The sequence below is a fragment of the Halorubrum sp. ASP1 genome, assembly GCF_005435135.1.
GTDB lineage: Archaea > Halobacteriota > Halobacteria > Halobacteriales > Haloferacaceae > Halorubrum > Halorubrum tropicale.
This window is the reverse complement of sequence record NZ_SGUA01000015.1, coordinates 1-23,450: the sequence shown is the minus strand read 5'-3', so window position 1 is coordinate 23,450 and position 23,450 is coordinate 1. Positions and strand designations below refer to the sequence as shown.

Annotated in this window: 28 protein-coding genes; 10 read left to right on the top strand and 18 right to left on the bottom strand. The window is 68.6% G+C overall.

The annotated features are described in order from the left end of the window. The first annotated feature begins 12 nt into the window (after positions 1-12). The gene (locus tag EXE48_RS18515; RefSeq protein ID WP_158295141.1) at positions 13-180 is read left to right on the top strand and encodes a hypothetical protein; all 168 of its coding nucleotides are present in this window, start codon (positions 13-15) and stop codon (positions 178-180) included. A 19-nt stretch (positions 181-199) separates the two neighbouring features. Here the strand turns inward: EXE48_RS18515 and EXE48_RS16450 are convergent, their stop codons facing one another. Further along, positions 200-1,435, bottom strand: coding sequence for a TIGR04347 family pseudo-SAM/SPASM protein (locus EXE48_RS16450; protein ID WP_137712053.1), 1,236 nt, complete (start codon positions 1,433-1,435; stop codon positions 200-202). Next, positions 1,432-1,806: an Htur_1727 family rSAM-partnered candidate RiPP gene (locus EXE48_RS16445; protein WP_137712052.1), complete on the bottom strand. Its 375-nt coding sequence runs from the start codon at positions 1,804-1,806 to the stop codon at positions 1,432-1,434. Before EXE48_RS16445 ends, EXE48_RS16450 begins: the two co-directional genes overlap by 4 nt. 329 nt (positions 1,807-2,135) lie before the next feature. Here EXE48_RS16445 and EXE48_RS16440 point away from each other — a divergent pair, with 329 nt between their 5' ends. Next, complete coding sequence (locus tag EXE48_RS16440; RefSeq protein ID WP_053770894.1) at positions 2,136-3,542, top strand: ATP-binding protein; 1,407 nt, start codon at positions 2,136-2,138, stop codon at positions 3,540-3,542. Between the two features lie 356 nt (positions 3,543-3,898). Here the strand turns inward: EXE48_RS16440 and fer are convergent, their stop codons facing one another. Next, a complete protein-coding gene (fer, locus tag EXE48_RS16435) occupies positions 3,899-4,288 on the bottom strand; it encodes a ferredoxin Fer (RefSeq protein ID WP_049931604.1) in 390 nt (129 codons plus the stop codon). Between the two features lie 232 nt (positions 4,289-4,520). Between fer and EXE48_RS16430 the strand changes: the two genes are divergently transcribed. Beyond that, the gene (locus tag EXE48_RS16430) at positions 4,521-5,390 is read left to right on the top strand and encodes a CheF family chemotaxis protein (protein WP_137712051.1); all 870 of its coding nucleotides are present in this window, start codon (positions 4,521-4,523) and stop codon (positions 5,388-5,390) included. Positions 5,391-5,472: 82 nt separating this feature from the next. Beyond that, positions 5,473-6,378 carry a heavy-metal-associated domain-containing protein gene (locus EXE48_RS16425; RefSeq protein ID WP_137712050.1) on the top strand — a complete coding sequence of 302 codons (906 nt, stop codon included), beginning with the start codon at positions 5,473-5,475 and terminating at the stop codon, positions 6,376-6,378. A 249-nt stretch (positions 6,379-6,627) separates the two neighbouring features. Here the strand turns inward: EXE48_RS16425 and EXE48_RS16420 are convergent, their stop codons facing one another. From EXE48_RS16420 to EXE48_RS16385, 8 genes are all read right to left on the bottom strand, one after another. Continuing rightward, on the bottom strand, positions 6,628-6,861 hold the full coding sequence (locus EXE48_RS16420) for a hypothetical protein (RefSeq protein ID WP_053770891.1): 234 nt from the start codon (positions 6,859-6,861) through the stop codon (positions 6,628-6,630). Then, the gene (locus tag EXE48_RS16415; RefSeq protein ID WP_137712049.1) at positions 6,858-8,849 is read right to left on the bottom strand and encodes a TRAP transporter permease; all 1,992 of its coding nucleotides are present in this window, start codon (positions 8,847-8,849) and stop codon (positions 6,858-6,860) included. The genes EXE48_RS16420 and EXE48_RS16415 overlap by 4 nt, the downstream gene beginning before the upstream one ends. 154 nt (positions 8,850-9,003) lie before the next feature. Further along, positions 9,004-10,095, bottom strand: a complete 1,092-nt coding sequence (locus EXE48_RS16410) for a TAXI family TRAP transporter solute-binding subunit (RefSeq protein ID WP_053770889.1) — start codon at positions 10,093-10,095, stop codon at positions 9,004-9,006. A 173-nt stretch (positions 10,096-10,268) separates the two neighbouring features. Further along, positions 10,269-10,697, bottom strand: a complete 429-nt coding sequence (locus EXE48_RS16405; protein WP_053770888.1) for a universal stress protein — start codon at positions 10,695-10,697, stop codon at positions 10,269-10,271. Between the two features lie 51 nt (positions 10,698-10,748). Further along, positions 10,749-11,570 carry a fumarylacetoacetate hydrolase family protein gene (locus EXE48_RS16400; protein ID WP_053770887.1) on the bottom strand — a complete coding sequence of 274 codons (822 nt, stop codon included), beginning with the start codon at positions 11,568-11,570 and terminating at the stop codon, positions 10,749-10,751. Positions 11,571-11,591: 21 nt separating this feature from the next. Continuing rightward, positions 11,592-11,939, bottom strand: coding sequence for a cupin domain-containing protein (locus EXE48_RS16395; RefSeq protein ID WP_053770886.1), 348 nt, complete (start codon positions 11,937-11,939; stop codon positions 11,592-11,594). Beyond that, positions 11,936-12,724 carry an SDR family oxidoreductase gene (locus EXE48_RS16390; protein ID WP_053770885.1) on the bottom strand — a complete coding sequence of 263 codons (789 nt, stop codon included), beginning with the start codon at positions 12,722-12,724 and terminating at the stop codon, positions 11,936-11,938. Before EXE48_RS16390 ends, EXE48_RS16395 begins: the two co-directional genes overlap by 4 nt. 98 nt (positions 12,725-12,822) lie before the next feature. After that, complete coding sequence (locus EXE48_RS16385; RefSeq protein WP_053770884.1) at positions 12,823-14,142, bottom strand: nickel pincer cofactor-dependent isomerase, group 22; 1,320 nt, start codon at positions 14,140-14,142, stop codon at positions 12,823-12,825. A 224-nt stretch (positions 14,143-14,366) separates the two neighbouring features. On the opposite strand from EXE48_RS16385, the gene EXE48_RS16380 reads away from it, so the two are divergent. The 6 genes from EXE48_RS16380 to EXE48_RS16355 all read left to right on the top strand — a co-directional run bounded on the left by EXE48_RS16380 (position 14,367) and on the right by EXE48_RS16355 (position 18,775). Next, the gene (locus tag EXE48_RS16380; RefSeq protein WP_137705301.1) at positions 14,367-15,587 is read left to right on the top strand and encodes a mandelate racemase/muconate lactonizing enzyme family protein; all 1,221 of its coding nucleotides are present in this window, start codon (positions 14,367-14,369) and stop codon (positions 15,585-15,587) included. 179 nt (positions 15,588-15,766) lie between these two features. Then, positions 15,767-16,927: an acyl-CoA dehydrogenase family protein gene (locus EXE48_RS16375; protein ID WP_137705300.1), complete on the top strand. Its 1,161-nt coding sequence runs from the start codon at positions 15,767-15,769 to the stop codon at positions 16,925-16,927. A 50-nt stretch (positions 16,928-16,977) separates the two neighbouring features. Next, entirely contained in the window at positions 16,978-17,370 is a 393-nt protein-coding gene (locus tag EXE48_RS16370; RefSeq protein ID WP_053770881.1) for a CopG family ribbon-helix-helix protein, read from the top strand. Positions 17,371-17,448: 78 nt separating this feature from the next. Continuing rightward, complete coding sequence (locus tag EXE48_RS16365) at positions 17,449-18,033, top strand: methyltransferase family protein (RefSeq protein WP_053770880.1); 585 nt, start codon at positions 17,449-17,451, stop codon at positions 18,031-18,033. Between the two features lie 159 nt (positions 18,034-18,192). Then, positions 18,193-18,429, top strand: a complete 237-nt coding sequence (locus tag EXE48_RS16360) for a hypothetical protein (RefSeq protein ID WP_053770879.1) — start codon at positions 18,193-18,195, stop codon at positions 18,427-18,429. Then, the gene (locus tag EXE48_RS16355) at positions 18,422-18,775 is read left to right on the top strand and encodes a type II toxin-antitoxin system PemK/MazF family toxin (RefSeq protein ID WP_053770878.1); all 354 of its coding nucleotides are present in this window, start codon (positions 18,422-18,424) and stop codon (positions 18,773-18,775) included. Before EXE48_RS16360 ends, EXE48_RS16355 begins: the two co-directional genes overlap by 8 nt. A 171-nt stretch (positions 18,776-18,946) precedes the next feature. Here EXE48_RS16355 and EXE48_RS16350 read toward each other — a convergent pair whose 3' ends face one another. The 7 genes from EXE48_RS16350 to EXE48_RS16320 all read right to left on the bottom strand — a co-directional run. Next, complete coding sequence (locus EXE48_RS16350; RefSeq protein ID WP_053770877.1) at positions 18,947-19,363, bottom strand: PIN domain-containing protein; 417 nt, start codon at positions 19,361-19,363, stop codon at positions 18,947-18,949. Between the two features lie 9 nt (positions 19,364-19,372). Next, complete coding sequence (locus EXE48_RS16345; protein ID WP_053770876.1) at positions 19,373-19,603, bottom strand: AF_0619 family ribbon-helix-helix protein; 231 nt, start codon at positions 19,601-19,603, stop codon at positions 19,373-19,375. Between the two features lie 244 nt (positions 19,604-19,847). Further along, the gene (locus EXE48_RS16340) at positions 19,848-20,141 is read right to left on the bottom strand and encodes a chorismate mutase (RefSeq protein ID WP_004596730.1); all 294 of its coding nucleotides are present in this window, start codon (positions 20,139-20,141) and stop codon (positions 19,848-19,850) included. Between the two features lie 22 nt (positions 20,142-20,163). Continuing rightward, positions 20,164-21,057, bottom strand: coding sequence for a shikimate kinase (locus tag EXE48_RS16335; protein ID WP_053770875.1), 894 nt, complete (start codon positions 21,055-21,057; stop codon positions 20,164-20,166). Between the two features lie 97 nt (positions 21,058-21,154). Next, positions 21,155-21,784: a hypothetical protein gene (locus tag EXE48_RS16330; RefSeq protein WP_053770874.1), complete on the bottom strand. Its 630-nt coding sequence runs from the start codon at positions 21,782-21,784 to the stop codon at positions 21,155-21,157. Next, a complete protein-coding gene (locus EXE48_RS16325; RefSeq protein WP_121599808.1) occupies positions 21,781-22,242 on the bottom strand; it encodes a hypothetical protein in 462 nt (153 codons plus the stop codon). The genes EXE48_RS16330 and EXE48_RS16325 overlap by 4 nt, the downstream gene beginning before the upstream one ends. Continuing rightward, a partial coding sequence (locus EXE48_RS16320) for a hypothetical protein (RefSeq protein WP_137712048.1) occupies positions 22,239-23,450 on the bottom strand: 1,212 nt, incomplete at its 5' end. The genes EXE48_RS16320 and EXE48_RS16325, both read right to left, overlap by 4 nt.

Sequence of the window (23,450 nt, the reverse complement as noted above, 5' to 3'; positions counted from 1 at the left end):
CTCGGTCCGAACATGGACGACGAGGACCCGCCGGCCGTCGAGCCGGTCCGAGACGGCGTCACGCTCGGACTCGTGCGCGACGCCATCGGCGTCGCCCGCGGCGAAGTGCCCGCGGAGCGCTTCTCGGCGAAGTACGGGACGGGGAGAGACGCCGAGGGCGCGGGCGAGGAACGGGAGTGAGCGCGGCCGGGCGAGCGCCTCAGTCGTCGGCGGGTGCGGATCGGTCGGCGGCGTCGATCCGGGCGAGCGCCTCCTCGCCGGCGCGCTCGGCCTCGGTGAGGTAGCACTTCGGGTCGGGGGCGAACGGGTCGCCGTGCGCCGAGAGCGCGCGGAGCCGCGACCCGCCCCGACAGATCGACTGGTACGCGCAGTCGGCGCAGCGGCCGGCGAGGCGGTCCTCGCGCTCGCGGAGGCCGGCGAGGAGCGGGTTCGACTCGTCGGACCAGATCGCGCCGAACGAGCGGTCGCGGACGTTGCCGGGCGAGTACCCCTGCCAGAACTGCGTGAGGTGGACGTTGCCGACGGGGTCGACGTCCGCGACGCGCTCGCCGGTCGGGTCGCCGCCGTTGCGTTCGAGGTAGCGGTAGATCAGGCGGGCGCGGTCGGACCCGACCTCGCGGTCGGCGTACTCGACGAGGTGGCCGGCGTCGGCGTAGTTGCCGACGAGCAGCGTCTCTATCTCCTCGCCGGCCGCGTGGTACTCGCGGGTGAGGTCACAGAGGTCGGTGACGGCCTGCCGAGTCGCCTCCGGGGAGAGGTCGACGTCGGAGATGTCGGCGCCGCGGCCGCCGTAGTCGAGGTGATAGAAGCAGAAGCGGTCGACGCCCACGTCGACGAGCAGGTCGACGACGCCCGCGAGGTCGTCGACGTTGTGCTCGGTGATCGTGTACCGCAGGCCCGTCTTGAGCCCCACGTCGAGGCAGGCCTCGATGCCGCGGACCGCGGCGTCGAACGCGCCCTCCTCGCCGCGGATGCGGTCGTTGCGCTCGGGGATCCCGTCGACGGAGACGCCGGCGTACTTGAGCCCCGCCTCCTTCAGCTCCCGGGCGCGGTCACGGGTGAGGAGCGTGCCGTTCGTCGAGAGGACCGGCCGGATCCCGCTGTCGTCGGCGTACGCGATCAGCTCGGGCAGGTCCTCCCGGACGAGGGGCTCGCCGCCGGAGAACAGGACGACGGGGACGCCGAACTCGGCGAGGTCGTCGATGAGCGCCTTCCCCTCCGCGGTGGAGAGCTCGTTCGGGGCGCCCTCGGCGTCGGCGCCCGCGTAGCAGTGCTCGCAGTAGAGGTTACACCGCTTCGTGGTGTTCCAGACGACGACCGGCCGCCGCTGTTTCTCCTCCGTGATCTGCGACTCCTCGGAGTCGTCGGCCGCGTCGTATCGGAGTCCGTCGCTCTCGGCGTCGAGCCCGCAGAGGAGCTTGCTGACGGAGATCATCGCGACCCCTCCTCGTCGGCGTCGACCGCGGGCGCGCCGGCGCGGGAGGCGGTCGGCGTCCCCTCGGTCTCCTCGTAGACGCGCGGTTCGTCCGCGTCGGCGGCCTCGTCGTCCGGTCCGTCCGCGTCGACCGCGAGCGATTCCGCGGAGTACCGGGACACCTCCGCGGCCGGACACACCCACACGTCGCGGGCGTACCACGCGAAGAGCTTGCTCGCCTCCTCGTGAGCGACGTCCGGCGTCGGCGCGGCGACGGTGCCGACGTGGCGGAGCGGGTCCGACTCCGCCTCGCGGACGAACACCTCGAACCGGCGACCGTCGGCCGACCGCGGCCCGTTCGCGTCTTCGGTTCGGTCCGTCTTCTCGACCATACCCCCCGTACGGACGGTCCCCCGAACGGGGTTTCGCGCGTTCTCAGGGCCGCGAAATTCGCCCGAACAGGTTCGGGCGGCGAGAGCGGCGGCTCGGTCACCGGGGCGGAGCCGCCCGCGACCGGCGGCGCCGTCGCTGACGGAGCGGCGGGAGATGCGAGGACCGCGAGCGGCGCGGCCCCGCGTGAGAACGGCCTGTCACCACAGGTGAGAGCCGGTCAGATGACGCGGTTCCCTTTACTGTTGCCTCAACTACTGTAGTTTGAACTACGATAGTTTAGACTACGCTATCCGCGCGTTTTATGTGCTGGTGAGTCAAAGGTGGAGGTATGCCCGCGTTCGTCAACCGAGAACAGGAACTCGACAGACTCCACGAGTTATACGAGAGTGGGTCCGCGGAGTTGAGCGTCGTCTACGGACGTCGGCGGATGGGGAAGACAGCGCTCGTCGTCAAATCCATCGAAGACCGTGACGACGCGGTGTACCATCAGGCTGCACACGGGACGACGGAGCAACAACTCGACTCCTTCATCGCTGATGCCGCAACGGTGTTCCCGGGAGTCAATCGGATTCGGAAAGACTGGGAGAACGTTCTCACGTACCTTGCTGAGCAGGACGCAGTCGTCATCCTCGACGAGTTCCCGTATCTCGTTGACGAAAACGAAGCGCTCCCCTCCCTCGTCCAGCGAATCTGGGACCACGAAGTCGCTGATACGGCTGTGACCTTCGTGTTGACTGGCTCGGCGATCGGGATGATACACAGGATCGCACTCGACGGGAGTTCACCGCTGTACGGGCGGATATCGAAACGGCCGAACGGGAAACTCGAAATCGGTCCGCTCCCGTTCGCGGCCGCGATGGAGTTCTTCCCGAACTACGCGCCAGCCGAACAGGTGATCGCATACGGTGTGTTCGGGGGGACACCGGAGTACCTCCGAGCAATGGACGATACGCAGTCACTCCAAGGGAACATCACGGAGACCTTGCTGCTCAGGGATGGCGGCCTCCACGAGGAGCCCGAGGACGTCCTGTACCGGGAACTGGACGAGGTCGATCGGTATTTCGCCGTCCTGAAAGCGATGGCGGAGGGGAACCACAAGAGAAACGAGATCATCCAGGCGGCGGGCATCAACGCCAACAGCGCGAGTTACTACCTCTCCCGCCTGCGGGAACTCCAGATAATCGAGCAGGAGTACCCAGTAACCGTTGACCCGTCCCGGAGTCGGAATAGCCGGTATCGAATCCGAGACCAACTGTTCGCGTTCTGGTTCCGGTTCGTGCACGGCCGTTCGTCTCGGTACGAAGTGTTCGGAGCGGACGCGTACGACGAACTGGTCGAACCGCATCTTCCGGACTTCGTCAGTTCGTCGTTCGAGCGACTCTGCCAGCGGGCAGTTCTCTACGAGTACGGGGACGCGTACACGTTCACGGAATCCCCAGGTCGGTGGTGGGACACCGACGGCCGTGAAATCGATATCGTGGCCCCGACGAACGGCGACACGCTACTGGTCGGGGAAGCGAAGTTCCAGCAACAACCGACGGGGTACGACGTTCTCGCTCAGCTCGAACGGGAGGCACCCGAAATCGAGTGGTCACCAGCTGACAGCGACGTGAACTACGAGTACGTACTGTTCAGCCGAAGCGGGTTCGCATCCTCAGTGGAGGAAGCGGCCGAGGAGCGGGACGATCTCGGTCTGTTCACAGTTGACGATGTCGTTGAGAACCTGTCCGAATAGCTGTTCCCAAGAATCGCTTCCCTTCGTGTGCAGCGAGGGGCAAAGGGGAACGAGCGAGAACACGAACGCTGCGTCGTCGGTGGAGTGTGGCTGAGCAGGAGTCATCGGTACGAGTGCGAGAGAAAGCGTGGGAGCCCCACACCTACTGACAGCACGACCCGCGTGCTATCAGTACGACTATTTTGCAGCCACGTTGTCAGAACGAAAGCGGAAAACGCGAATCTGTTCTGAACGCAGTTAGTGCTGCAAGAGAAAACGGTTAGTAGAGAGCAATTTCAGGCCGGAAACGGCTGGTCTGAACTGTCGCCACCCCTGGAAGGGGCCGCGTCTGTTTAACGAGCGTTGAACGCTGTTGTTTAGATGACGCGGTTCTGCAGGTAGTCGAGGTGTTTCGCGTTGTAGACGATCTTGACCTCGTCGGTGGCCGGGCTGCCGATACAGGTGAGGCGGACGTTCTTCTCCTCGACCTCCTCGTCGGAGAGGATCTGCTGCATGTCCATCTCGATGTCGCCCTCCTTGACGATGGACGCGCAGTTCGCGCAGGCGCCGGCGCGGCACGAGAAGGGCCAGTCGTAGCCCTGCGCCTCGGCCGATTCGAGGATGTACTCGCCCTGGTTCACTTCGAGGGTGCCGTAGTCCTCCTCGTCGAGGCCCGCGTCGGCGGCCTCCTCGAAGAGGTTGTCGTCGTCCATCGACCAGCCGTGGTCGTCGAGCACTTCGTAGTTGAGGTATTCTACTGTGGGCATCACCTGACGGTTTGGTGCCCACGTCATTAGGCTTTGCTGTTCCCCAGCCGACCACCCCGGCACCGGGCGCCGTCGACCGAACAAATTCGGTCCTGTTCGGCGAGTCCCGCCGCTCCGATCCCCCGACCCGTCCCGCTCGACCGGCGGCCCGCGGCGCTCGGGTGACATCTCGTTATCACGACTGATACGGGGTGAGTAACAATAAATAGCGTACAGCGCTCAGGTGACACCGATGGAGGAGTCCGTCGTCGCCGACTTCGTCGGCCGCGTCCACGCGGCGAGTTTCGGGGCCGACGAACCGGTGACGGGTCGCGTCCTGTTGAGCCAGCGGCGAATGGTCCTCGCGACGGACGACGGGAAGGAGACGGTCCCGCTCTCGCGGGTGTTCGACGTCGTCGTCGGGAGCGTCCCGGGCGACCTGCGCTCGTTCTTCAACGACAGCGTCACCGTCGCGTACGACCGCGACGGGTCGCGGCGCTCGGCGCTCGTGGAGGGCGAGGCCGAGGACATGGACCGGTTCACCCGGCTCCTGTTCAAGGTGCTGTTGCGGAACGTCGCCGTCACCGTTCGGCACCCCGCGAAGGTCGGCGGGCGCGTCACCGACGCCGGCGACCACCGCGCTTCGGTGTCGGTGTCGCCCGGCGAGATACGGTTCAGGGACTGCCCGGAGCCGTTCGTCGTCGACCTCTCCGCCGTGATCGACTACGAGCGGACCGACCGCACCCTCGGGGGCACGAAGCGCCCGGCGCTCGTCTTCCGCCACGTCACCGACGGACAGACGGTCACGTCGATCGCGACCGTCCCGAACGAGCGGGCGCTCAACATCCTCGGCCGATACATCAAGATCGAGTACGACGAGGCCATGGAGGACCTCGACTCGTTCGACCCGACCGAAGAGCAACTGGAGATTCTCGTGTCGATCTACTCCGCCGGCGGCGAGGCGAACATCGCCGACGTGGTCACGGGCGACGTCACCCAGACCTCGATGATCCTCGACACGCTCCGGGAGGCCGACCTCGTCGCCGACGGCGAGAGCGGGGCCGCGCTCACCCGGAAGGGGCAGATGATCGTGAGCTCCTACCTCGAATCGGTGAACGCCTGACGCGCGTCGCCGGCGCGTCGGCCGCCGAACGCGCCGCCGCCGCGGGGGAAGTTTCATGCTTGTGTAACCGTAGGTACCTCTCATGCGAGACGACGACCACCGCGGCGGCGAGACGCCGCTCGACGCCGTGGTCCGCGAACGCGGAATCGACGCCCCCGACGCGGCCGGGGAGCGCGGCCCGCCCGGAGGCGAGGCGCCCGCGGGCGACGCCGCCGTATCGGGCCCGCGGGTCGCCCGCGTGCCGGCGGACCACGACCACGACACGTTCTCCGTCGAGGGGATCGACACCGACCGGCGCGAGGGGCTGGTGGAGGCGGTCCTCCGCGACGTCGACGGCGTCAGCGCCGCCTCGGCGACCCGGCGCAACGGGACGGTCGGCGTCCACCACGACCCGTCGGTGTCGCGCGAGGCGCTCCGCGAGGTGTTGGCGGAGTGCGGGCTCGTCGTCGCGCCCGGCGACGAGGCGTTCGAGGCGCGGCGGGCCGCGCAGTTCGCGTCGGCCCGCGTGGCGGTCGCGGTCCTCTTCGGGCTGATGGTCGCGACGCCGTACATCGCGGTGCTGTACCCGACCCGGGTGGAGTGGCTGTTCTACGACCCCGTGACTGTCCAGTACCTTCAGTCGATCCTCGACTCGGCGATGACGACGCACTTCTTCATCAACCTCGGCGCGCTGTCCGGGCTCGCGTTCCTCGTCGCTTGCGCGCCCGCGATCCGCCGCGCGGTCGCCGCGGCGCGCGACGGACGGTTCACCAACGAGGCTGCGTTCGTCGGGGGCGTCGCCGCCCTCCACGGGTACAGCACGCTGGTCGCGTTCGCCGGCGTCGAGGGCGCGGTCCACTACGACCTCGTCGCGTACGCGGTCGTCGTCGCCACGCTCTGGACGGAGTTCGGCGTCACCGACACCGCGACCGACCCCGCGTCGAGCGACGACGCGGCGGCGGAGGCGACGGCCGACGAGCCGGTCGCGATGACCGACGGCGGTCGCTGACGCGGTCCGCGCTCGCGGCGTTTTCCTCGCGATACATTCTCGCCCTCACGTTGCTCGACGGTCGCCCGTTTCTCGCGCACGCTCGGAATCGTCCCGTCCGTGCGAGCGAGCGGACGGTTCACGGACGAGGCGGACGCCCGTTCGACGAGCGGAGGCAGTCACTGTCGACGGGTCAAGGGCAACATCGCGGCGGGCGGTCGAACGAGAGCGAAGAAGGATAGTCGCGGCGGCCGGGGGCCGCCCGCGGCCTCACAGCAGTTCGAGGTAGATGAGCAACCACCAGACGTAGCCGCCGGTGAGCGCGAGGGCGGTGAGCAGTTCGAGCGCGCCGACGTACTTCGAGCCGTGCGTCCGGCGGAACGCCTGGACCTTCTCCACCTGGTTCCACACCGGCAGCAGCGGCTCCGGAATGATCTCGTCGAGCCCGCCGGCCTGCTGTGCCGACTGCTCGGCGACCGCCTCGGGGGAGTCGTCGTCGCTCATTGGCTCGCCCCCCTGCCGAACGGCAGCGTGAGACCGCGGATCATCACCTTCTCCGCGACGAACACGGCCGCGAAGACCGCGATGCCGGCGATTTTCGCGACGTTCGACGGGTACACCATGATCAGCACGCCGAGCGTCGCGAGCAGCGCGCGCGCGCCGAGCTTCCGACCGGGGCGCATCTTGAACGGGTAGTTCAGCCCGTAGATGATCGTGACCGCGCCGAGCAGGACGAGCAGCCCGACGTACAGCGTGTTCATCCCGACGTCCATCGAGATCAGACCCGGGTTGTAGACGAACGCGACCGGCAGGATGAAAAGCGGCGCGGCGATCCGGATCGCCGCCCCGCAGGTCCGCCAGAAGTTGGCCTCCGCGATCCCCGCGGCTATCACCGCCGCGGTGGCCACCGGCGGCGTGATCCCCGCGAGGATCGCCGCGTAGAACATCGTGTAGTGGGCGGTGATGGCCGGGACGTTGAACTCGGAGACGAAGGTCGGCACGATGAGGATGGCCACGATGACGTAGGCGGCCACGGTCGGCATGCCGACCCCCATCAGGATCGCGACCCCCATCCCGAGCAGCACCGCGAACAGCAGCACGCCGCCCGAGATGTTGATGAGCAGCAGCGCGATCTTCGCCGGGATCCCGGTCGTGCTGAAGAGGTTCACGACGCCGCTGATGACGACGAGGATGATCGCGATGGGCGCGAGGATGATCGCGCCGCGCCGGATCCCGTGAACGGTGTTTTTCACCTGCGTGACGAGTTCGCTGACCGGACTGACGCCCGAACTGTCGACGACACGCTGGAGCGGCGGCATGAGCGTCCCCGTGATCATCATCGCGACCACGGTGTACAGCGCGGAGGTCATCACGGTGTACTGCGCGATGCCGAGCAGGTAGATGAGGATCCCGAACGGGACGCCGAACCGGACCGCCTCGAACACCTTCTTCTCGGTCGAGAGCGTCTCGTCGAAGAACTCGGAGAACTCCATGTCCTGGCTGCTGGAGTCCGCGATGGCGAGGTAGTGGACCGCGATGGAGATGGAGACGACCAAGATGGCGGCCGGGACGAGGCCGGCGACGACGATGTCGAGGTACGGGACGCCGAGGTACGAGGCCATCACGAACGCGGACGCCCCCATCACGGGCGGCAGCACCTGGCCGGAGGTGGAGGCGACCGCCTCGATGCCCGCCGCCCGGTGGCCCTTCATCCCGGCCTCCTGCATCGTCGGGATGGTGAACGACCCCGTCATCGCGGCGTTGGCGGTGTACGATCCGTTGATGGAGCCGATGACCGCCGAGGAGAGCACGGCGGTCTGGGCGATCCCGGACTCGATGTACTTCGCGGCCACGATGGCGACGCGCAGGATCAGGTCGAACGCGCCGTACGCGAACAGCAGCCCGGCGTACAGCAGGAACGGCGCGATCCACGAGGCCGTGATCTGCGTGAGGCTCCCGTAGAACCCGTACAGGTCGGTGACCGTCGCTTGGAGCAGCGTCGCCTGATTCATCCCCGCGTGGCCCAACACGCCGGGCACGAGGTTCCCGAACATCGCGTACCCGAACACGGCGAAGACGAGCCCGAGGAACACGTTGCCGAACTCGCGCCACGTGAGGTACATCAGCGAGAGGATCACCAGCCGCGCGAGCATGTACTCGTGTTCGAGCGCGTACCCCTGCCGCTGGAGGTACACGTCCTGGAAGTTGATCGCGAAGAACGCCGACGCGGTCATCAGCGCGAGCGACGCGGGGATCAGCACGGCGCCGTCGATCCAGTCGCCGTCCGAGATGGCGAGCCGCGTCTCGTTGAGCGCGTACACGGTCAGGATGCCGCCGACGAACGCGGTCGCGAACCGCACCTGCGAGATCGCCTGCGTCTGCGCCCAGTAGAGGACGCCGGCCCAGAACAGCAGCGCCGCCCCCGTGACGGTGATGTCGAGCCCCCGAAGGAGTCCGGACTCGGAGTCCGCCGAGGCCGTTTCCGTACTCATTGGCGCGGATGTACCGCGGAGCGGATGGTCGGTCGCCCGGACGTGAGTGATAGTGTCATAGTTGGTGTCTGAGTTGTCGGTTGCGTATTTGATGATTTTAAATTACTGATCGGTACACCGCGGCGAACGGAGCGAAAGCCCGGTTACCGACCGATTAGGGGCTTTCGCCTTCGGTCAGGCTGTCGTCCCAGGCGTCGTTGTCCCGGTAGTACTGGACGGCGCCGCGGTGGACCGGGATGTTCTCGCGGGCGGAGGCGAGCATGTCGGCGGTCGACTCGAAGTCGTTGAACTGCGCCTCGCCCTCGTTGACGGTGTCGTTGTGCTCGTCGACGACGCGGCACAGCTCGTAGACGGCGTCGGGGTTCGCCTCGGGGTTGAACGTGTAGTTCACCTCCAGGTTCCAGTGGAACACCTCGTCCGTGCCGATGTCGGTGCCCGCGATGGACCAGTCGTCGTAGCTCGTGGTGCCGGTGCCGGCCCCGTCGTACGACTCGGCGGACTCGATGAGCGCGTCGGTCGGCTCGACGTAGTGGATGTCGACCCGGGAGGCGATCTCCTGGACGAAGCCGGTGTACCGCACGCCGGGCGTCCCGTACGCGATGCTGGCGTCGATGGTCCCCTCCTCCATCGCCCCGGGCGCGGAGTCGACGCCCATGTTCTGGATGTTCATCTGGTCGAAGACGTCGGCCGTCGGGTCCTGCGACCAGACGTCGAGCGTCGTCGCGCGCGTCGAGTACCCCGGCTCGGCCGGATAGACGTTCGCGCCGGCCAGGTCGTCGAACGTCTCGATCCCCGTGCCGTCGCGGGCGATGACGTAGATGCTGTACGGGAACGCGTAGAAGCCGTACTGCGGGATGCGCTCGACGGGCTGTTCCGCGAACGCGCCCGTCTCGCTGAGCGCCTTCGACAGCGAGTTGTTGTCGGTGATGCCGGCGTTGAACTGGTTGTTCGCCATCCGGCGGATCGTCCCGATGTATCCCGGGCTCTCGATGGTCGAGTAGCTCAGCGTGTCGCTCTCCTGGCTCACCGCGCGCTCGACCGCGAGGCCGACGTCCTGCGTCCCGCCGGCCGACGTGCCGACGCGCAGCGAGAGGTCCTGGCTGCCGCCGTCGCCCCCGTCGCCGCCGTCGGAGCCGTCTCCCCCGTCGCCGCCGTCCCCGCCGCCGGAACAGCCGGCGAGTCCGGTGATGCCTACCGCGCCGGTACCGTACAGGAACTTCCGCCGATCGATTGAGTTCTCGGACATACTCAACCGAGTACTCCCAGTCGATCATTAACAATGTGTCTGTTTATTTCAGTTCAACTCAAATGAATATTCATTATAATGGTCGTCAGCAAACACGTCACCGGAACAGGTTACCATTCGAGGCCGGCGACATCGGATCCGATCACTGGTCGGGACCCCGGTGCCGGCGCCGGTTACTCGTCGAGGATGACCGTCACCGGTCGGTCGGCCGCGAGCAGCACCGACTGCGTCGTGCTCCCGAACAGCATCTTGCCGGTCGGGCTCCGCCGACGCCCGCTCATCGTGATGTTGTCGACGTCGAGTTCCTCGGCGACCTCGATGATCGTCTCCGCGGGCTCGCCGTGCTCGCGCCGCTTCGACGTCGCCACCTCGGCCGCCTCCAAGCGCGCCTCGACGGCCGCGACGGCCTCGGGGAAGTTCTCCTCGTTCCACACGTCCTCGGAGTCGACGCGGCCGCCCTCGCCGCTGACCTCGAACCCCTCGTAGACGTTGAGCAGCACCGCCTCGACCTCCTCGGCGGCGTTCGGAAGCGACGCGACCGCGTCCGCGGCGGCCGGCGCGTGTTCGGTCTCTCCGCCGACCGGTAGCAGTACTCGGTACATATCCGCCACTACCCGAATGCAGGTAATAAAAGTAGCCGCCGGCTCGCCGGCCTACCGCGTCACCGGCGCGGTGACGGACCCGACGGACTCGACGACCGCCCGCACCTCGTCGCCGGGGTCGATGGGCGCCGCGCCGGGCGTCCCGGTGCTGAACAGGTCGCCGGGCTCCAGCGTCATCACGTCGGAGTGGAACGAGACGATCTCCGCCGGCGGGAACAGCATGTTCCGGACCTCGTTTTCGGCCCGCACCTCCCCGTTGACCTCCGTCCGCACGGAGAGCCCGTCGAGGTCGACCGGGCCGTCGGGCACCGCGAGCGCGGCGCCGGGGACGAGGAACGTGTCGTAGCTCTTCGCCCGCGTGAGGAAGCGCGGGTTCCGCCGGAGCACGTCCTCGGCGGTCATGTCGATCACGGGGAGGAAGCCCGCGATCACGTCGTCGACGTCGCCCTCGGCGACGTTCCGACACGTCCGCCCCATCACGACCGCCAGTTCGGCCTCGGCGGTCACCCGCTCGCTCTGCGACTCCGGGGGCAGCCGGATCGGGCCGCCGGGGCCCGCCAAGACCGACCGCGGCTTCATGAAGCTCGCCGGCTCGTCGGGGCGCTGCTCGTCGAGGTCCCCGGCGTGCGCCTCGTAGTTCAGGCCGACCCCCCAGAGCTTCCCGAACGACTCCAGGGGCGCGCCGAACGACACGTCCGCTGCCGGGACGGGGTCCGCCGGCGCGTCGGCCGGGTCTCCCAGGTCGCCCGCGGCCGCCCGGGGAAGCGCGTCGCGGACACTCCTCAGGTCGGGCTCGACGGCGTCGAGCGGGACGTACCCCTCGTCGTCGCCGAGCAGCGGCTCGCCGGTCGCCGTGCGCGCGAGGTACTTCATCGCGGGGTGGCTCCGTTCATCTCACTCCTCCCGGTCCGTCCAGAAGTCGAACGAGCGCCCGGGCGCGAACACGTCGAGGCCGACCGCGCGCTCGTCGCCGGTGTTCTCGACCCTGTGGGGCTCGTTGGCCTCTAAGAGGACCGAGTCGTTCTTCTGAAGCGTGACCTCGTCGTCCTCGGAGACGACAGTGAGCTCGCCCTCCAGGCAGAGGCACACCTGCTCGTTCTCGTGGTCGTGCATCGGGGAGCTGTGGCCCGGCGGCTTCTCGAACCACTCGAAGGAGAACCGGTCGCTGCCCGCCATCGAGACGCGGCGCCAGCCCTCGTCGGGCTCGTACGTCTCCGCCTCGTCGAACGCCACCGGCTTCATAGGTTCGCTCCGGTGGAGCCGCCGTCGATCGGGAGGGCGGTGCCGTTGACGTACCCCGACTTCGGCGACGAGAGGAAGGCGACGGTGTTGCCGAGCTCCATCGGGTCGCCGATGCGTTCGAGCGGGTTCTGTGCCCAGTCGTCGAGCCCCTCCTCGTAGGAGTCGTAGTCGCCGCGCTCGACGGCGGCCTCGACGAGGTCCCGGATTCGGCTCGTCTCGTGGGGACCCGGCAGGACCGCGTTCGCGCGTACCTCCGGGGCGAACTCCTTCGAGAGCGTCTTCTCCAGACCGATGACGCTCATCCGCACGGAGTTCGACAGCACGAGGCTGTCGATGGCCTCCTTGACGCTGCGGGAGGTCACGTTGACGATAGTGCCGCCGTCGCCCTCCTTGAGGTACGGATACGACTCCCGCGCCAGTCGGACGACGCTCATCACGAGCAGGTCGTAGGCGTGCTGCCAGTCCTCGTCGTCGGTGTCGAGGAACGCGCCGGAGGGCGGGCCGCCGGCGCTCGTCACGAGGTGGTCGATCGTGCCGAACTCGTCGACGGTCGCTTCCACGAGCGCCGCGACCTCGTCGGCGTCGGTCAGGTCCGCCGAGTGGGCGACGACCTCGCCGGTCGCGACGGCCTCGACCTCGGCTTTCGCGTCCCCCAGCCGCCCCTCGTCGCGGCCGTTGATGACGACGTCGACGCCCTCGCGTGCGAGCGCCTTCGCCGATGCCTTGCCGAGCCCGCTGGACGATGCGGTGACGAGCGCCGCGTTGCCGTCGATCTGTAGGTCCATGTCTCACCGATCCCGAGTACGGCGTGAAAACGTTTGCCTACAGGCAACCGGGCGGTCTCAGGCGGCGACGCGGCGGGTTCGACCGGTCGACGCGAGCGCTACGGGTCCGCGTCGCCGTCGCTCGCCGGCTCGAATCCCGCCGTCCCCGCGTCGAACGTCACCGTCTCGCGGCCGGTCACGACCGCGGCTTCGGGGAGGTCCTCGATCAGGGCGTCGGAGACGCGGAACTCGCCGAGCTCCTGCGTGTTCCGGATCCACACGATCCGGGCGCTCTCCGGGTCGTACGCCCCCAGCGCGGCCGCCGCGGTCCGGAGCGCGAACTCGTCGTCGGGCGCGACCACGGGGAGCTTCGACTTCGCGAGCGAGCCGCTCGTGAGCGCGTTCGCGTACGACTTCGTCAGGTCCAGCTGGTCGACCGCGGCCCGCCGGGTGAGGTCCGCCAGCCCGATCCCGTTGCCGTTCCCCTTCGTCGCCTCGGTGAGTCCCCGGACGTAGATGAGGTCGATGTCGGGCGTCTCGGGGTCGGGCGCGTTGAGGACGCGGTACCGACCGATGACGTTCGTGTCCATGCCGGCGCCCGAGATCTCCTTGCCGATCTCGTCGACGACCAGGAGGTCGACGTCGTCGACCGGCAGCGTCGGCATCTCCTCGTAGGCGCGCTCCAGCAGCGCCGGCTCGCGGTCAAGGAACGAGCCCGCCGGGACGCCCTCGACGTGGCCGATCTCCTCCTCGAAGTTCTCGACGAGGGCGACGCCGCCGACGATCGGAGTCTCCTCCTCGATGACGTCGAGCGCCGCCGCCAGCGTCTCGACGTACCCCTCGGCGATCGCCGTCGAGTGGAACGTCTTCGCGCCGCGCTGCTTGCCGAGCCCGACGACGGTCATCTTCGCGAGCCCGCTCTCGATCGGCCCGGTGAAATTGGTGTGGGCCTTCACGCGGTTCACCACCAGGGCCGCGTCCGCTTCGAGCGCCGCCTCGGCGAAGTACACCGGCGTCTCGGCGTCGCCGACGGACACGGTCGCCAGCTCCGCCGCCGCCATGCGCGCGTCGATCGGCGCGCCGACGGACTCCTCGGTGACGCCGAGCGCCGCCAGCACCTCGCGCTGTCCCTCGGGCGTCGCGCCGCCGTGACTGCCCATCGCGGGCACGACGACCGGGTCGAAGCCCCGCTCGTCGAGGCGGTCGACGACCCCCGCCGCGACCTCGTCGATGCGGTCGATCCCGCGGCTGCCCACCCCGACCGCCACGGTCGCGCCCGCGGAGAGACCGTCGAGGTCGAGCGCGCCGAGCGACTCGCGCGCGGCCCCGACGGGGTCGTCGAGGCGCTCCGTCCGCGGCTCGTACCGCACCCGCGCGAACTCCGGAAGCGGCTGCGGGTCGATGAGTCCGTCGACGTCGGCTCGCTCGGGGAACTCCATACGGGGCCCCTCGCGGCGCCGATACAAAAGCTGCCGGTGGCGGATCGCCGCCGGATCGCCCGGGACGGTATCCGGTTCCGCCCGGGCCGTCTCGACCGAGAGCATTGCCGATACAGCGTTCTACTTGTAGCCGTGTGACGCCGCAGCACACGTGCGGACGGCCGACCCCGAGGCGCCAGCGAGCTTCCGCCGCCCCGCGTTCGAGACCGCTACCACCACCACACATGCGAGACTACTCAGACCAGATCGACACCCGCGACCCGGACCGAGACGTACGGATCACCGGCCTCGACGCCTGCGTCGTCGAGGGGAACTTCGAGTGGAACCTGATCAAAGTCGAGACCGACGCCGGCGTCACCGGGATCGGTGAGGCGTACCGCGGCGGCGGGATCCCGGAGCTCGTCGACTACACGAACCGGTTCCTCGTCGGCGAGAATCCGCTCGACGCGGGGCGGCTCGTGCGGTACATCTTCCAGGAGATGTCGGGCCACGGCGGTACGACCGGGAAGGTCGTCACCGCGGCGTCGGGCATCGAGATCGCGCTCCTGGACGCCGCCGGGAAGATCCTCGGGCTCCCGGTCTACCAGCTGCTCGGCTCGAAGTACCGCGACGAGGTTCGGCTCTACTGCGACTGCCACGCCGGCGAGGCGTACGCGGTCGAGGACGGCGCGACCGCCTACGCCGACGCGGAGGCGTACTCGCCCGAGGCGTACGCCGCCGAGGCCGCGCGCGTCACCGACATGGGCTTCTCCGCGCTGAAGTTCGACCTCGACCTCCCCGCGGACAACGAGAACGACCCGTACAACGGGCGCCTGACGAACGCGGCGATCCGGGAGAAAAAGGAGATCGTCGCGGCCGTGCGCGACGAGATCGGGTACGACGTCGACCTCGCGTTCGACTGCCACTGGGACTACTCCGTCGAGAGCGCGAAGCGGCTCGCCCACGAGTTGGAGGAGTTCGACCTGATGTGGCTCGAAGACCTCGTCCCGCCCGAGAACATGGAGGCGCAAAAGGAGGTGACGAAGGCGACGCGGACGCCGGTCGCGACCGGCGAGAACCGCTTCCGCGTGTTCGAGCTGTCGGACCTGATCTACGACCACGGCGTCGACATCGTTACCCCCGACCCGACGACCGTCGGCGGGCTCACGGAGACGATGCGGATCGCCGACCGCGCCGAGGAGAACTACGTGCCGCTGTCCCCGCACAACGTCTGTAGCCCGGTCGGGACGATGGCCTGCGTCCACCTCGGCGCCGCCACGCCGAACTTCGACCTGCTGGAGTACCACGCGCTGGAGGTCGACTGGTGGGACGACCTACTGGCGCGCGACGAGCCGCTGATCGAGGACGGCCGCATCGCGGTGCCGGAGGGGCCCGGGCTCGGGATCGAGCTCGACGAGGCCGTCGTCGAGGAGCACCTGCTCGACGGGACGGACGGCTGGGACTGAGGCGCCGCGAGGGGGCGCTCGCCGACTGGGGTCCCGGGTGATCGCCGGCCCGCTTCCGGGGGCTCCGCCCGGCGGCGGTTTCGGCGTCGCGGCCGGCTCACTCGACGGCGAAATCGGCGGTTTTGGTCGCTGAGCGGACACAACTATACTTATTTATCCGTGGGATCGCAAGCGATCGTATGCTTGATTACTTCGACATGGAGTCGACGCTGTCAGAGGAAGAGCGGCTGCTCGTCGACTCCGCGCGGTCGTTCGTCGAGGGGGAGGTCCCGGACATGGGAGACCACTGGATCGAGGGCACGTTCCCCACGGAACTGATCCCGAAGATGGGCGAGATGGGCTTTTACGCGCCGAACCTCGACGGGTACGGCCTGCCGGGCGTCAGCGAGACGGCGTACGGCCTGCTGATGCGCGAACTCGAGGCGTGCGACTCCGGGCTCCGCTCGATGGCGAGCGTCCAGGGGGCGCTGGTGATGTACCCGATCCACGCCTTCGGCAGCGACGAGCAGAAGGAGGAGTGGCTCCCGCGGCTCGGCACCGGCGACGCGGTCGGCTGCTTCGGGCTCACGGAGCCGGAGCACGGGTCGAACCCCTCCGCGATGGAGACGATGGCCGAACCGGACGGCGACGGGTACGTCCTGAACGGCTCGAAGACGTGGATCACGAACTCCCCGATCGCCGACGTCGCGGTCGTGTGGGCGAAGGACCACGGCGAGGAGGGGACGCCGGTCCGCGGCTTCCTCGTCGAGACCGACCGCGACGGCGTCACGACGAACGAGATCGACGAGAAGCTCAGCCTCCGGGCGTCGATCACGGGCGAGATCAGCCTCCAGAACGTCCGCGTCCCGGCCGAGAACCGCCTCCCCGGCGTCGAGGGCATGAAGGGCCCGCTGTCGTGTCTGACGCAGGCCCGCTACGGCATCGCGTGGGGCGCGGTCGGCGCCGCGCGGGACTGCTTCGAGGTCGCGCGCGAGTACGCCACCGACCGCGAGCAGTTCGGGAAGCCGATCGGCGGCTTCCAGATGCAACAGGAGAAGCTCGCGGAGATGGCGACGCAGATCACGCTCGCCCAGCTGCTCGCTCACCGGCTCGCGGACCTCAAGGAGGCCGGCGAGATGCGGCCGCAGCACGTCTCGATGGCCAAGCGTAACAACGTTCGGATGGCCCGCGACCAGTCGCGGATCGCCCGGGAGATGCTCGGCGGCAACGGGATCACAGCCGACTACTCGCCGATGCGCCACATGGCGAACATGGAGACGGTGTACACCTACGAGGGCACCCACGACATCCACACCCTGATCCTCGGCGAGGACCTCACCGGGATCCAGGCGTATCAGTAAGCGGACCGGCATACCGACCCTCTTGTGCCCGCGGGCCCGACGACGAGGTGATGCGAACGAGTTTCAACGTCCCCGAGGGGTTGATCGAGGAGTTCGACCGGACGTGGCGGGACGAAGGGATCGAGAACCGGTCGCGGGCGGTCCGGGAGGCGATGCGGGAGTACGTCGAGTCGCACGCGCGGCTCGAAGACACGGCGGGCGAGGTCGTCGCGCTCCTCGGCTTCGACTACCGTCACCACGAGGTGATCCGGGAGCTCCACGGCGTCCAACACGAGTACCAGGACGTCATCCTCAACACGAGTCACACGCACCAAGGAGAGTGGTGTCTCGAGTCCCTGTTCTGCCGCGGCGACGCCGCCCGCGTCCGGGAACTGACGTACCGACTGCGCGACTTCGACGCCGTTCGCCGCGTGAAGGTGATGATGATCCGGGACGGCGATTGACTTCGGAGTTTCCGGACCTCCAGCGCGGAACCGGCCGGACCGTGGATTTGATACCTGTCGGTTCGTCAATCAGACTCGATGCTCGTACTCGTCGCGTTCGCCGCCGCGGCGGGCTGCCTCCTCGGGCTGTCGGCGCTGATGGTCGCCTCCCTGCTCGCGCCCGAGCGTCGGCTCTGGCCCGCGGGCGACGACGACCGGAAGCGCCGGGTCTACCTCGCGTTCAGCCGCCCGCTGTTGCCCGCGGTGTTCGCGACTGGCGTCCTCAACTGGAACGCCGGCCCGCTCGCGGCCCCGTGGCACCTCGGCGTCGGCGCCGTCGGCGTGCTGGTCGCGTTCGGGGTTCTCGGCAGGTCCGCCGTCGACCTCGGGCAGGAGGCGACCGAAGGGCGCAAAGACGAGCTCCGGACCGACGGCCTCTATCGGTACACCCGCAACCCCCAGAACGTCGGCTACGTCCTTCTGTTCGCGACGTACGCCGTCCTCGCGAACTCCCCGCTCGTCGGTGTGTTGACCGTCGAATTCGCCGTCGTCACCGTGCTCCAGGTGCTCGCCGAGGAAGCCTGGCTCCGCGAGGTCTACGGGGACGCCTACGACGAGTACTGCGAGCGCGTCCGCCGGTTCGTCGGCGTCAGGACGCTCACGCGCGCGCTCGGCGACGACTAACCCCGACACCGGTCCGACACGCCGAGCCGCTTCCCGATTCTCCCGCCGCTCCGCCTCGCTCAGGTAGCTGAAATCCATAATACACCTATACCCGCTACGGGGAAATTCGTGGGTAATAGTGGGCAACACATATCAGCGGTGGGTCCGTACCATTCGTCGATGAAAGTCGACGCGACAGACCTCAAAACGAAGGAGACGGACGACCGGGGTCGAGTCTACCTCGGCACCGAGTACGCGAACAAGCGCGTCACCGTCGCCGTCGTCGAGGTCGAGTCCGACAAGCCGGACGACGACGAGCTGGCAGCCGCCTATCGGGAGGCCTCCGAGAGCGCGGAGGCGCTCGCCGCGGAGTGGAGCGAAACGTCCGACGAAGCGTGGGAACGCCTCGATGAGTGACGGCACGGACGTGCGACGGGGCGATGTGGTAATCGTTCGACTCGACCCCGCCGAGGGACAGGGGATGAAGAAGACGCGCCCGGCCGTGGTCGTTCAAAACGATATCGGAAACCGGAACTCCAGTACGACCATTGTCGCGCCCGTCACGGGGACCTACCGCGACTATCCGTTCGAGGTGTTCGTCGAGGCGGACGGGTCACCGCTCGAAAAGAATTCGTCAGTCCGGCTCGACCAGCTTCGAACCGTCTCGGTTCCGGAACGGGTTCACTCGGTCGTCGGTTCACTCGACGGACCTACGATGGCTGAAGTCGACGAGGCGTTACAGCTGAGTCTCGGCCTCGACTGAGCTACCGGCTCTCTCTTTGTTCAACTTTGTTCAGGTGGCTGAAATTCATGATAGATTCTCGTGAAAATAGTGTCTAATCACGCGCCCAATACCACAGAAATCGGAATACAGAGGGTGTGTATTGGTGTCGTATATAAATAGGTCTCCGCTGTTTTAGGGCGTTCCGATCGGCTAACGTGTGTCGAACGAGTCGATCACGTCGCTCGTCGAATACGTCTCGACGTGAGTCTGTTCGTCGAAATCAGTATCATCACTCCAGACTGCCGCGTCCTCTGCCAGGGCGCACGCGACATATAGCACGTCGTCGGGATCTGTTTCACCGATCGCTGCTTCGGCCTCTTCGATGTGCGGATAGAACTCTTGGGCGGGAACGACCTCTATGTACTGAAACAGGAGGTCGATAAACTGGGCGACTCGCTCTGGACTCATGCCGGACTTCTGGACGATCAACTCTGTGTAGTTCTCGATCTCGTCGTAGACGAATTCGGGTGTCAGTAGGTCGGGTTCGAGTGTGACAATATGTTCACGGGTTTTCGAGTCAGCGATGAGTGCGGAGATGACGACGTTGGCATCGACGACCAGCTTCATTCGTCGAGGCTACTCCGATTCCTCTTCCACGCGGTCGCGTGCGCTCGCGTTGATTTTATTGGCGATCTCCGCGACATCGCTCTCGGTGAGTTCACTCCCGGACGTGAGTTCGTCCATCACGTCGAGCGTCTCGATCTTGTCCTGAATAGCCTGTCGGGTGACCTCGCTCCAGTTGATCTCTGGATGTTGCTCCATTCGGTCTTTCAGATCGTCATCGACGTTGACGGTGATACTCGGCATACAGGAAACTATGCGTACACAGAATATTGTGTCTTTGGGTCGAGACGCAGTAAGAACTGACCGATAGCTTCGCGGTGTTCGTCTTATCGAGACTGAACGGAGTGTTATTGGAACGTATGCGATACGGATCAGTATCCGGTCTTCCGGCTGCTCACCGACTCTGATCGAACGCGAAGAACGCCTCAGAACCGAACTTCAGATGACTAATTAGAAGTTAGAGCGCCTGAGGTGCGTGTATTCGGCCTCACCGACTCTCTCTTTGCTCAACTTTGTTCAACTCGATCAGTAGCCGGAAGATGGCCTTCACCAGGTTGGCGTCCACGTCGAAGCGCTCGGCGTTCTCGCCGGCGCGCTCCATCACCCGCTCCTCCTGCCCCTCGTCGGTCGTCGGCAGGTCGCGCTCCTCCTTCACGGCCGCCACGGTGTCGGCGACGTACGTCCGGCGGGCGATCAGCTCGACTATCTCGCGGTCGATGTCCTCGATCTCGTGTCGCAGTTCGTCGAGGCTCCGGTCCTCCGCGTTGGGTGTGTCGCTCATTGGTAGTGGGGTAGTGGTGTGGTCACTCGACGGCCGCGCCGTCGTTTCTGGTCGCCGATCGTCGCAGCGTTCCGGGGCGGTCGCCCCAGGCGTCGGCGACCGCGTCGAGGTCGGTCTCGGGGTCGTCGGGGGCCGCGACGGCGACGACGCTCGGGCCGGTCCCCGACAGCGACACCGCGGTCGCGTGGGGCATCGCCTCGACCGCGGGGTCGGCGTCGAAGCCGAGTGCGGCCGAGAACGCCAGCCCGTTCACCGTCATCGCCTCGCCGTACCGGCCGTCGAGCGCGAGGTCGGCGACGAGGTCCGCCATCGGCGCGACGGCCTCGCAGCGCGCCACGTCGGCGTCGGCCGAGTAGGCCCGCTCGGGCGGGGTCCAGACGAGGGCGTCCCAGTCGACCGCCTCGCGACGGCGCAGCTCGTCGGCGCCGTTGTCGGTGACGGTGACGCCGCCGAGCATCGACGCGGTCGCGTCATCGAACGCGCCCGTGACCGTGACGCCGGCCTCGCGGGCCGCGCGCACGCCGAGCCGGCAGGCCGCGAGGCGGGTGACGTCGACCGCGGGGTCGTCCGGATCGTCGCCGACCGCGAGCCCGAGCGCGTCGCAGGTCGCGAGGACGGCCGCGTTGGCGGCCGCGCTGGAGCTCTTTAGACCCGCCGCCAGCGGCACGTCGCTGTCGGTCCGGACGCGGCCGCCCTCGCCGTCGCCCCAGCGGTCGGTCGCGAGCGCGACGCAGCGCTCGATCAGGTCGGTGTCGGCGGCGGCGTCCTCGGCTATCTCGCCCTCCACGCCGTCGGCCGCGGGGTCCAGCTCGACCGTCGCGCGCGTCTCGACGTCGAGGCCGAACGCCGCGCCCGTGCCGGTCGCGAGCGCGTTCAACACGGTCCCGGCGCCGAGCGCCGCCGCCTGTCCCTCCATGGGTTCACGGCTCGCGACCGCGGACAAAGAGGTAGCGATCACGGCGAGTCTCTCTGCCGAGAGCGGACCGGAAACAGCGGCCACGATCGGGGTCGCGTCAGAGCGGCTCCGCGCGCCGCACCGCCGCGTCGACGGCGTACCGGTCGCGCTCGGGACGGACCGGCGTCTCGTCGCTCTCGAAGCGGATCGTCACGTCGAACGACCGCGAGCGGCCCTCCCCGAACCGGTCGTCCGGGGAGAAGCGGCGCGTGACGTAGCCGAAGCCGACCGCCTCGCGCTCGTCCGTGCCCGGTCTGACGGCGTACGCGTCGGCGCGGAACTCGACGGTCCCGTACTCGAACCGGCCGGCGTTCCGGACGGTCAGGCGGGCCCGAACTCTGGTCCACCCGCCGCCTTCCGTCACCTCGCGGACGGTCGCGTCGGTCACGACGAGCCCGGAGCCGTCGGGACCGACCTCGTCCGGGGTCGACGCGTCTTCGGACGCGTCCCCGTCGCTTCCAGCGTCGCCGCCGGACCCGCTTTCGTCCCCGTCGCCGTCTGCGTCGCTCCCGTTCGCACCGTCGCCCGTCTGCCGGGCGTCCGAGCCCTCCTCCTCCGACGTGACGAGGCAGCCGGCCAGGAGTCCGGCGGCGCCGACCGCGAGGACGCCTCGCCGCGACGCGCGTCGGATCGGTCTGTCCGGCCGGCCGTCGTCGCCGGAGCCGGGCCGACCGAAGTCGGCGGTCATCGCATCACCGTCCCGAGGACGCCGGTCGACGCGCCGACGGCGCCGGCGACGAACGCGGTCGCGAGCGTCGGGACGACGGCGTCGACGAGGCCGTGCGCCTGCGCGGCGGCGTCGCCCTGCGAGACCACGATCACCGTGACCGCGATCAGCCCGTACGCCAGCGCGCCGAGGCCCGTCCCGAGCCCGCAGGTCGTCGCCGCGGAGCCGACGCCGCGGGCGCGCGAGCCGACGAGGACGCCGAGGACGCCGGCCAGCGGGACGGCGGAGACGAGGACGGTCGCGGTCGCGGCGAGGTAGGACTGCGCGACGAACACGGGGCCGAACCGCGCCGTCTCGCCGGTCGCGGCGGTCGCGAGCGCCGCCTCCGCCCAGCCCGTCGCGGCCGCGCCGACGATGCCGACGCCGACGCCGACCAGGCCGAACACGGCGGCGACGAGACCGATCTGTTTCGCGTTCACGCGCCGGTCACCCACCCGTGCCGCAGGCGACCGTGCCACCCGGTCCGCTCCTCCCACGCGTCGCCCGAGAAGCCGGTCGCGAGCAGGAACTCGCCCGCCCGGACGAGGTAGCCGTACTGGACGCCGGCGTGCTCGTCGAAGCCGTACCGCTCGCCCTCCGCCTCGCGGTGGTAGAAGCGGTGCCAGGCCGTCGGGCCGTCGTCGGTCTCGCCGTCCGCGTCGGAGGCGTTTCCGCTCTCGGTGGCGTTTCCGTCCGCGGACGCGTTCCCGCTGAAGTCGGACCCGGCGAGCGTCGCCTCGGGATCGACCGGCGCGCGGCCCTCTGTCGCCCCCTCGTCGAGGGCCGTCGAGAGCCGCGCCTCGGCGGTCTCGGCGTCCGGGTAGCGCTGGACGTGGACCGGGACGCCGTCGAGTTCGCGGGGCCACCCCTCGAACGCCTCCCGGCGGCGGGTCCCCAGCGGCGGCCGCCGCGCGTACGCGACGAACAGCTCCTCGACGCGGTCCTCCGGCTGGGGGATCGGGCCGAGACGAGCGCGGAGCTCCCGCTGCCGCTCGGAGTCGAACGCGTCGCCGTAGATGCGCGGGATCCGGTCGCGGTCGACCCCGTCGCGGTCGTAGGGTCGGTGCGCGTACGTCGAGAAGTCGCGGCTCGCGACAGCGAGCTCGACGAGCGTGCCGCCCGTGACGCGGCCGCGCTCGGGGTCCTCGGGCGGGAGCGGCGCCAGCAGTCGGCGGAACAGCCGGTTGTAGATCGGGTCCCGAGAGAACTCCTCCTCGACGTAGATGGCGGTCCCGACGCTCGCGAGGTCGCGGCGCATGCGGTCGAGCTCCTCCAGCGCGCGGTCGACGTCGTTGCGCGGGGCGAACTCCCGCAGGACCGCGACGTGGCGGTCGACGCGGGCGCGGATCCGCGGGCCGGGCGAGAAGTGGGGTTCGAGCGCCGCGGCCGCGCGGTCGGCGGCGGTCTCGCCCGCGGCCGCGACCGCGTCGACTTGTTCGGTCGCGATCGCCGCCTCCTCGTCGACGGTCGCGCGGACCGAGCGGACCGTCGCGACCGCGTCGGCTATCGCGTCGCGGTAGGTCGCGACCGCCGCCGGGTACTCGGTCGCGAACCACACCGCGTCGTCGACGACCGCGCGCGTCGCCGTCGCCAGCGCGGCGTTGGCGTCCGGCGGGCCGCCGTCGGTCTGCTCGGGCGGGTCGTCGGG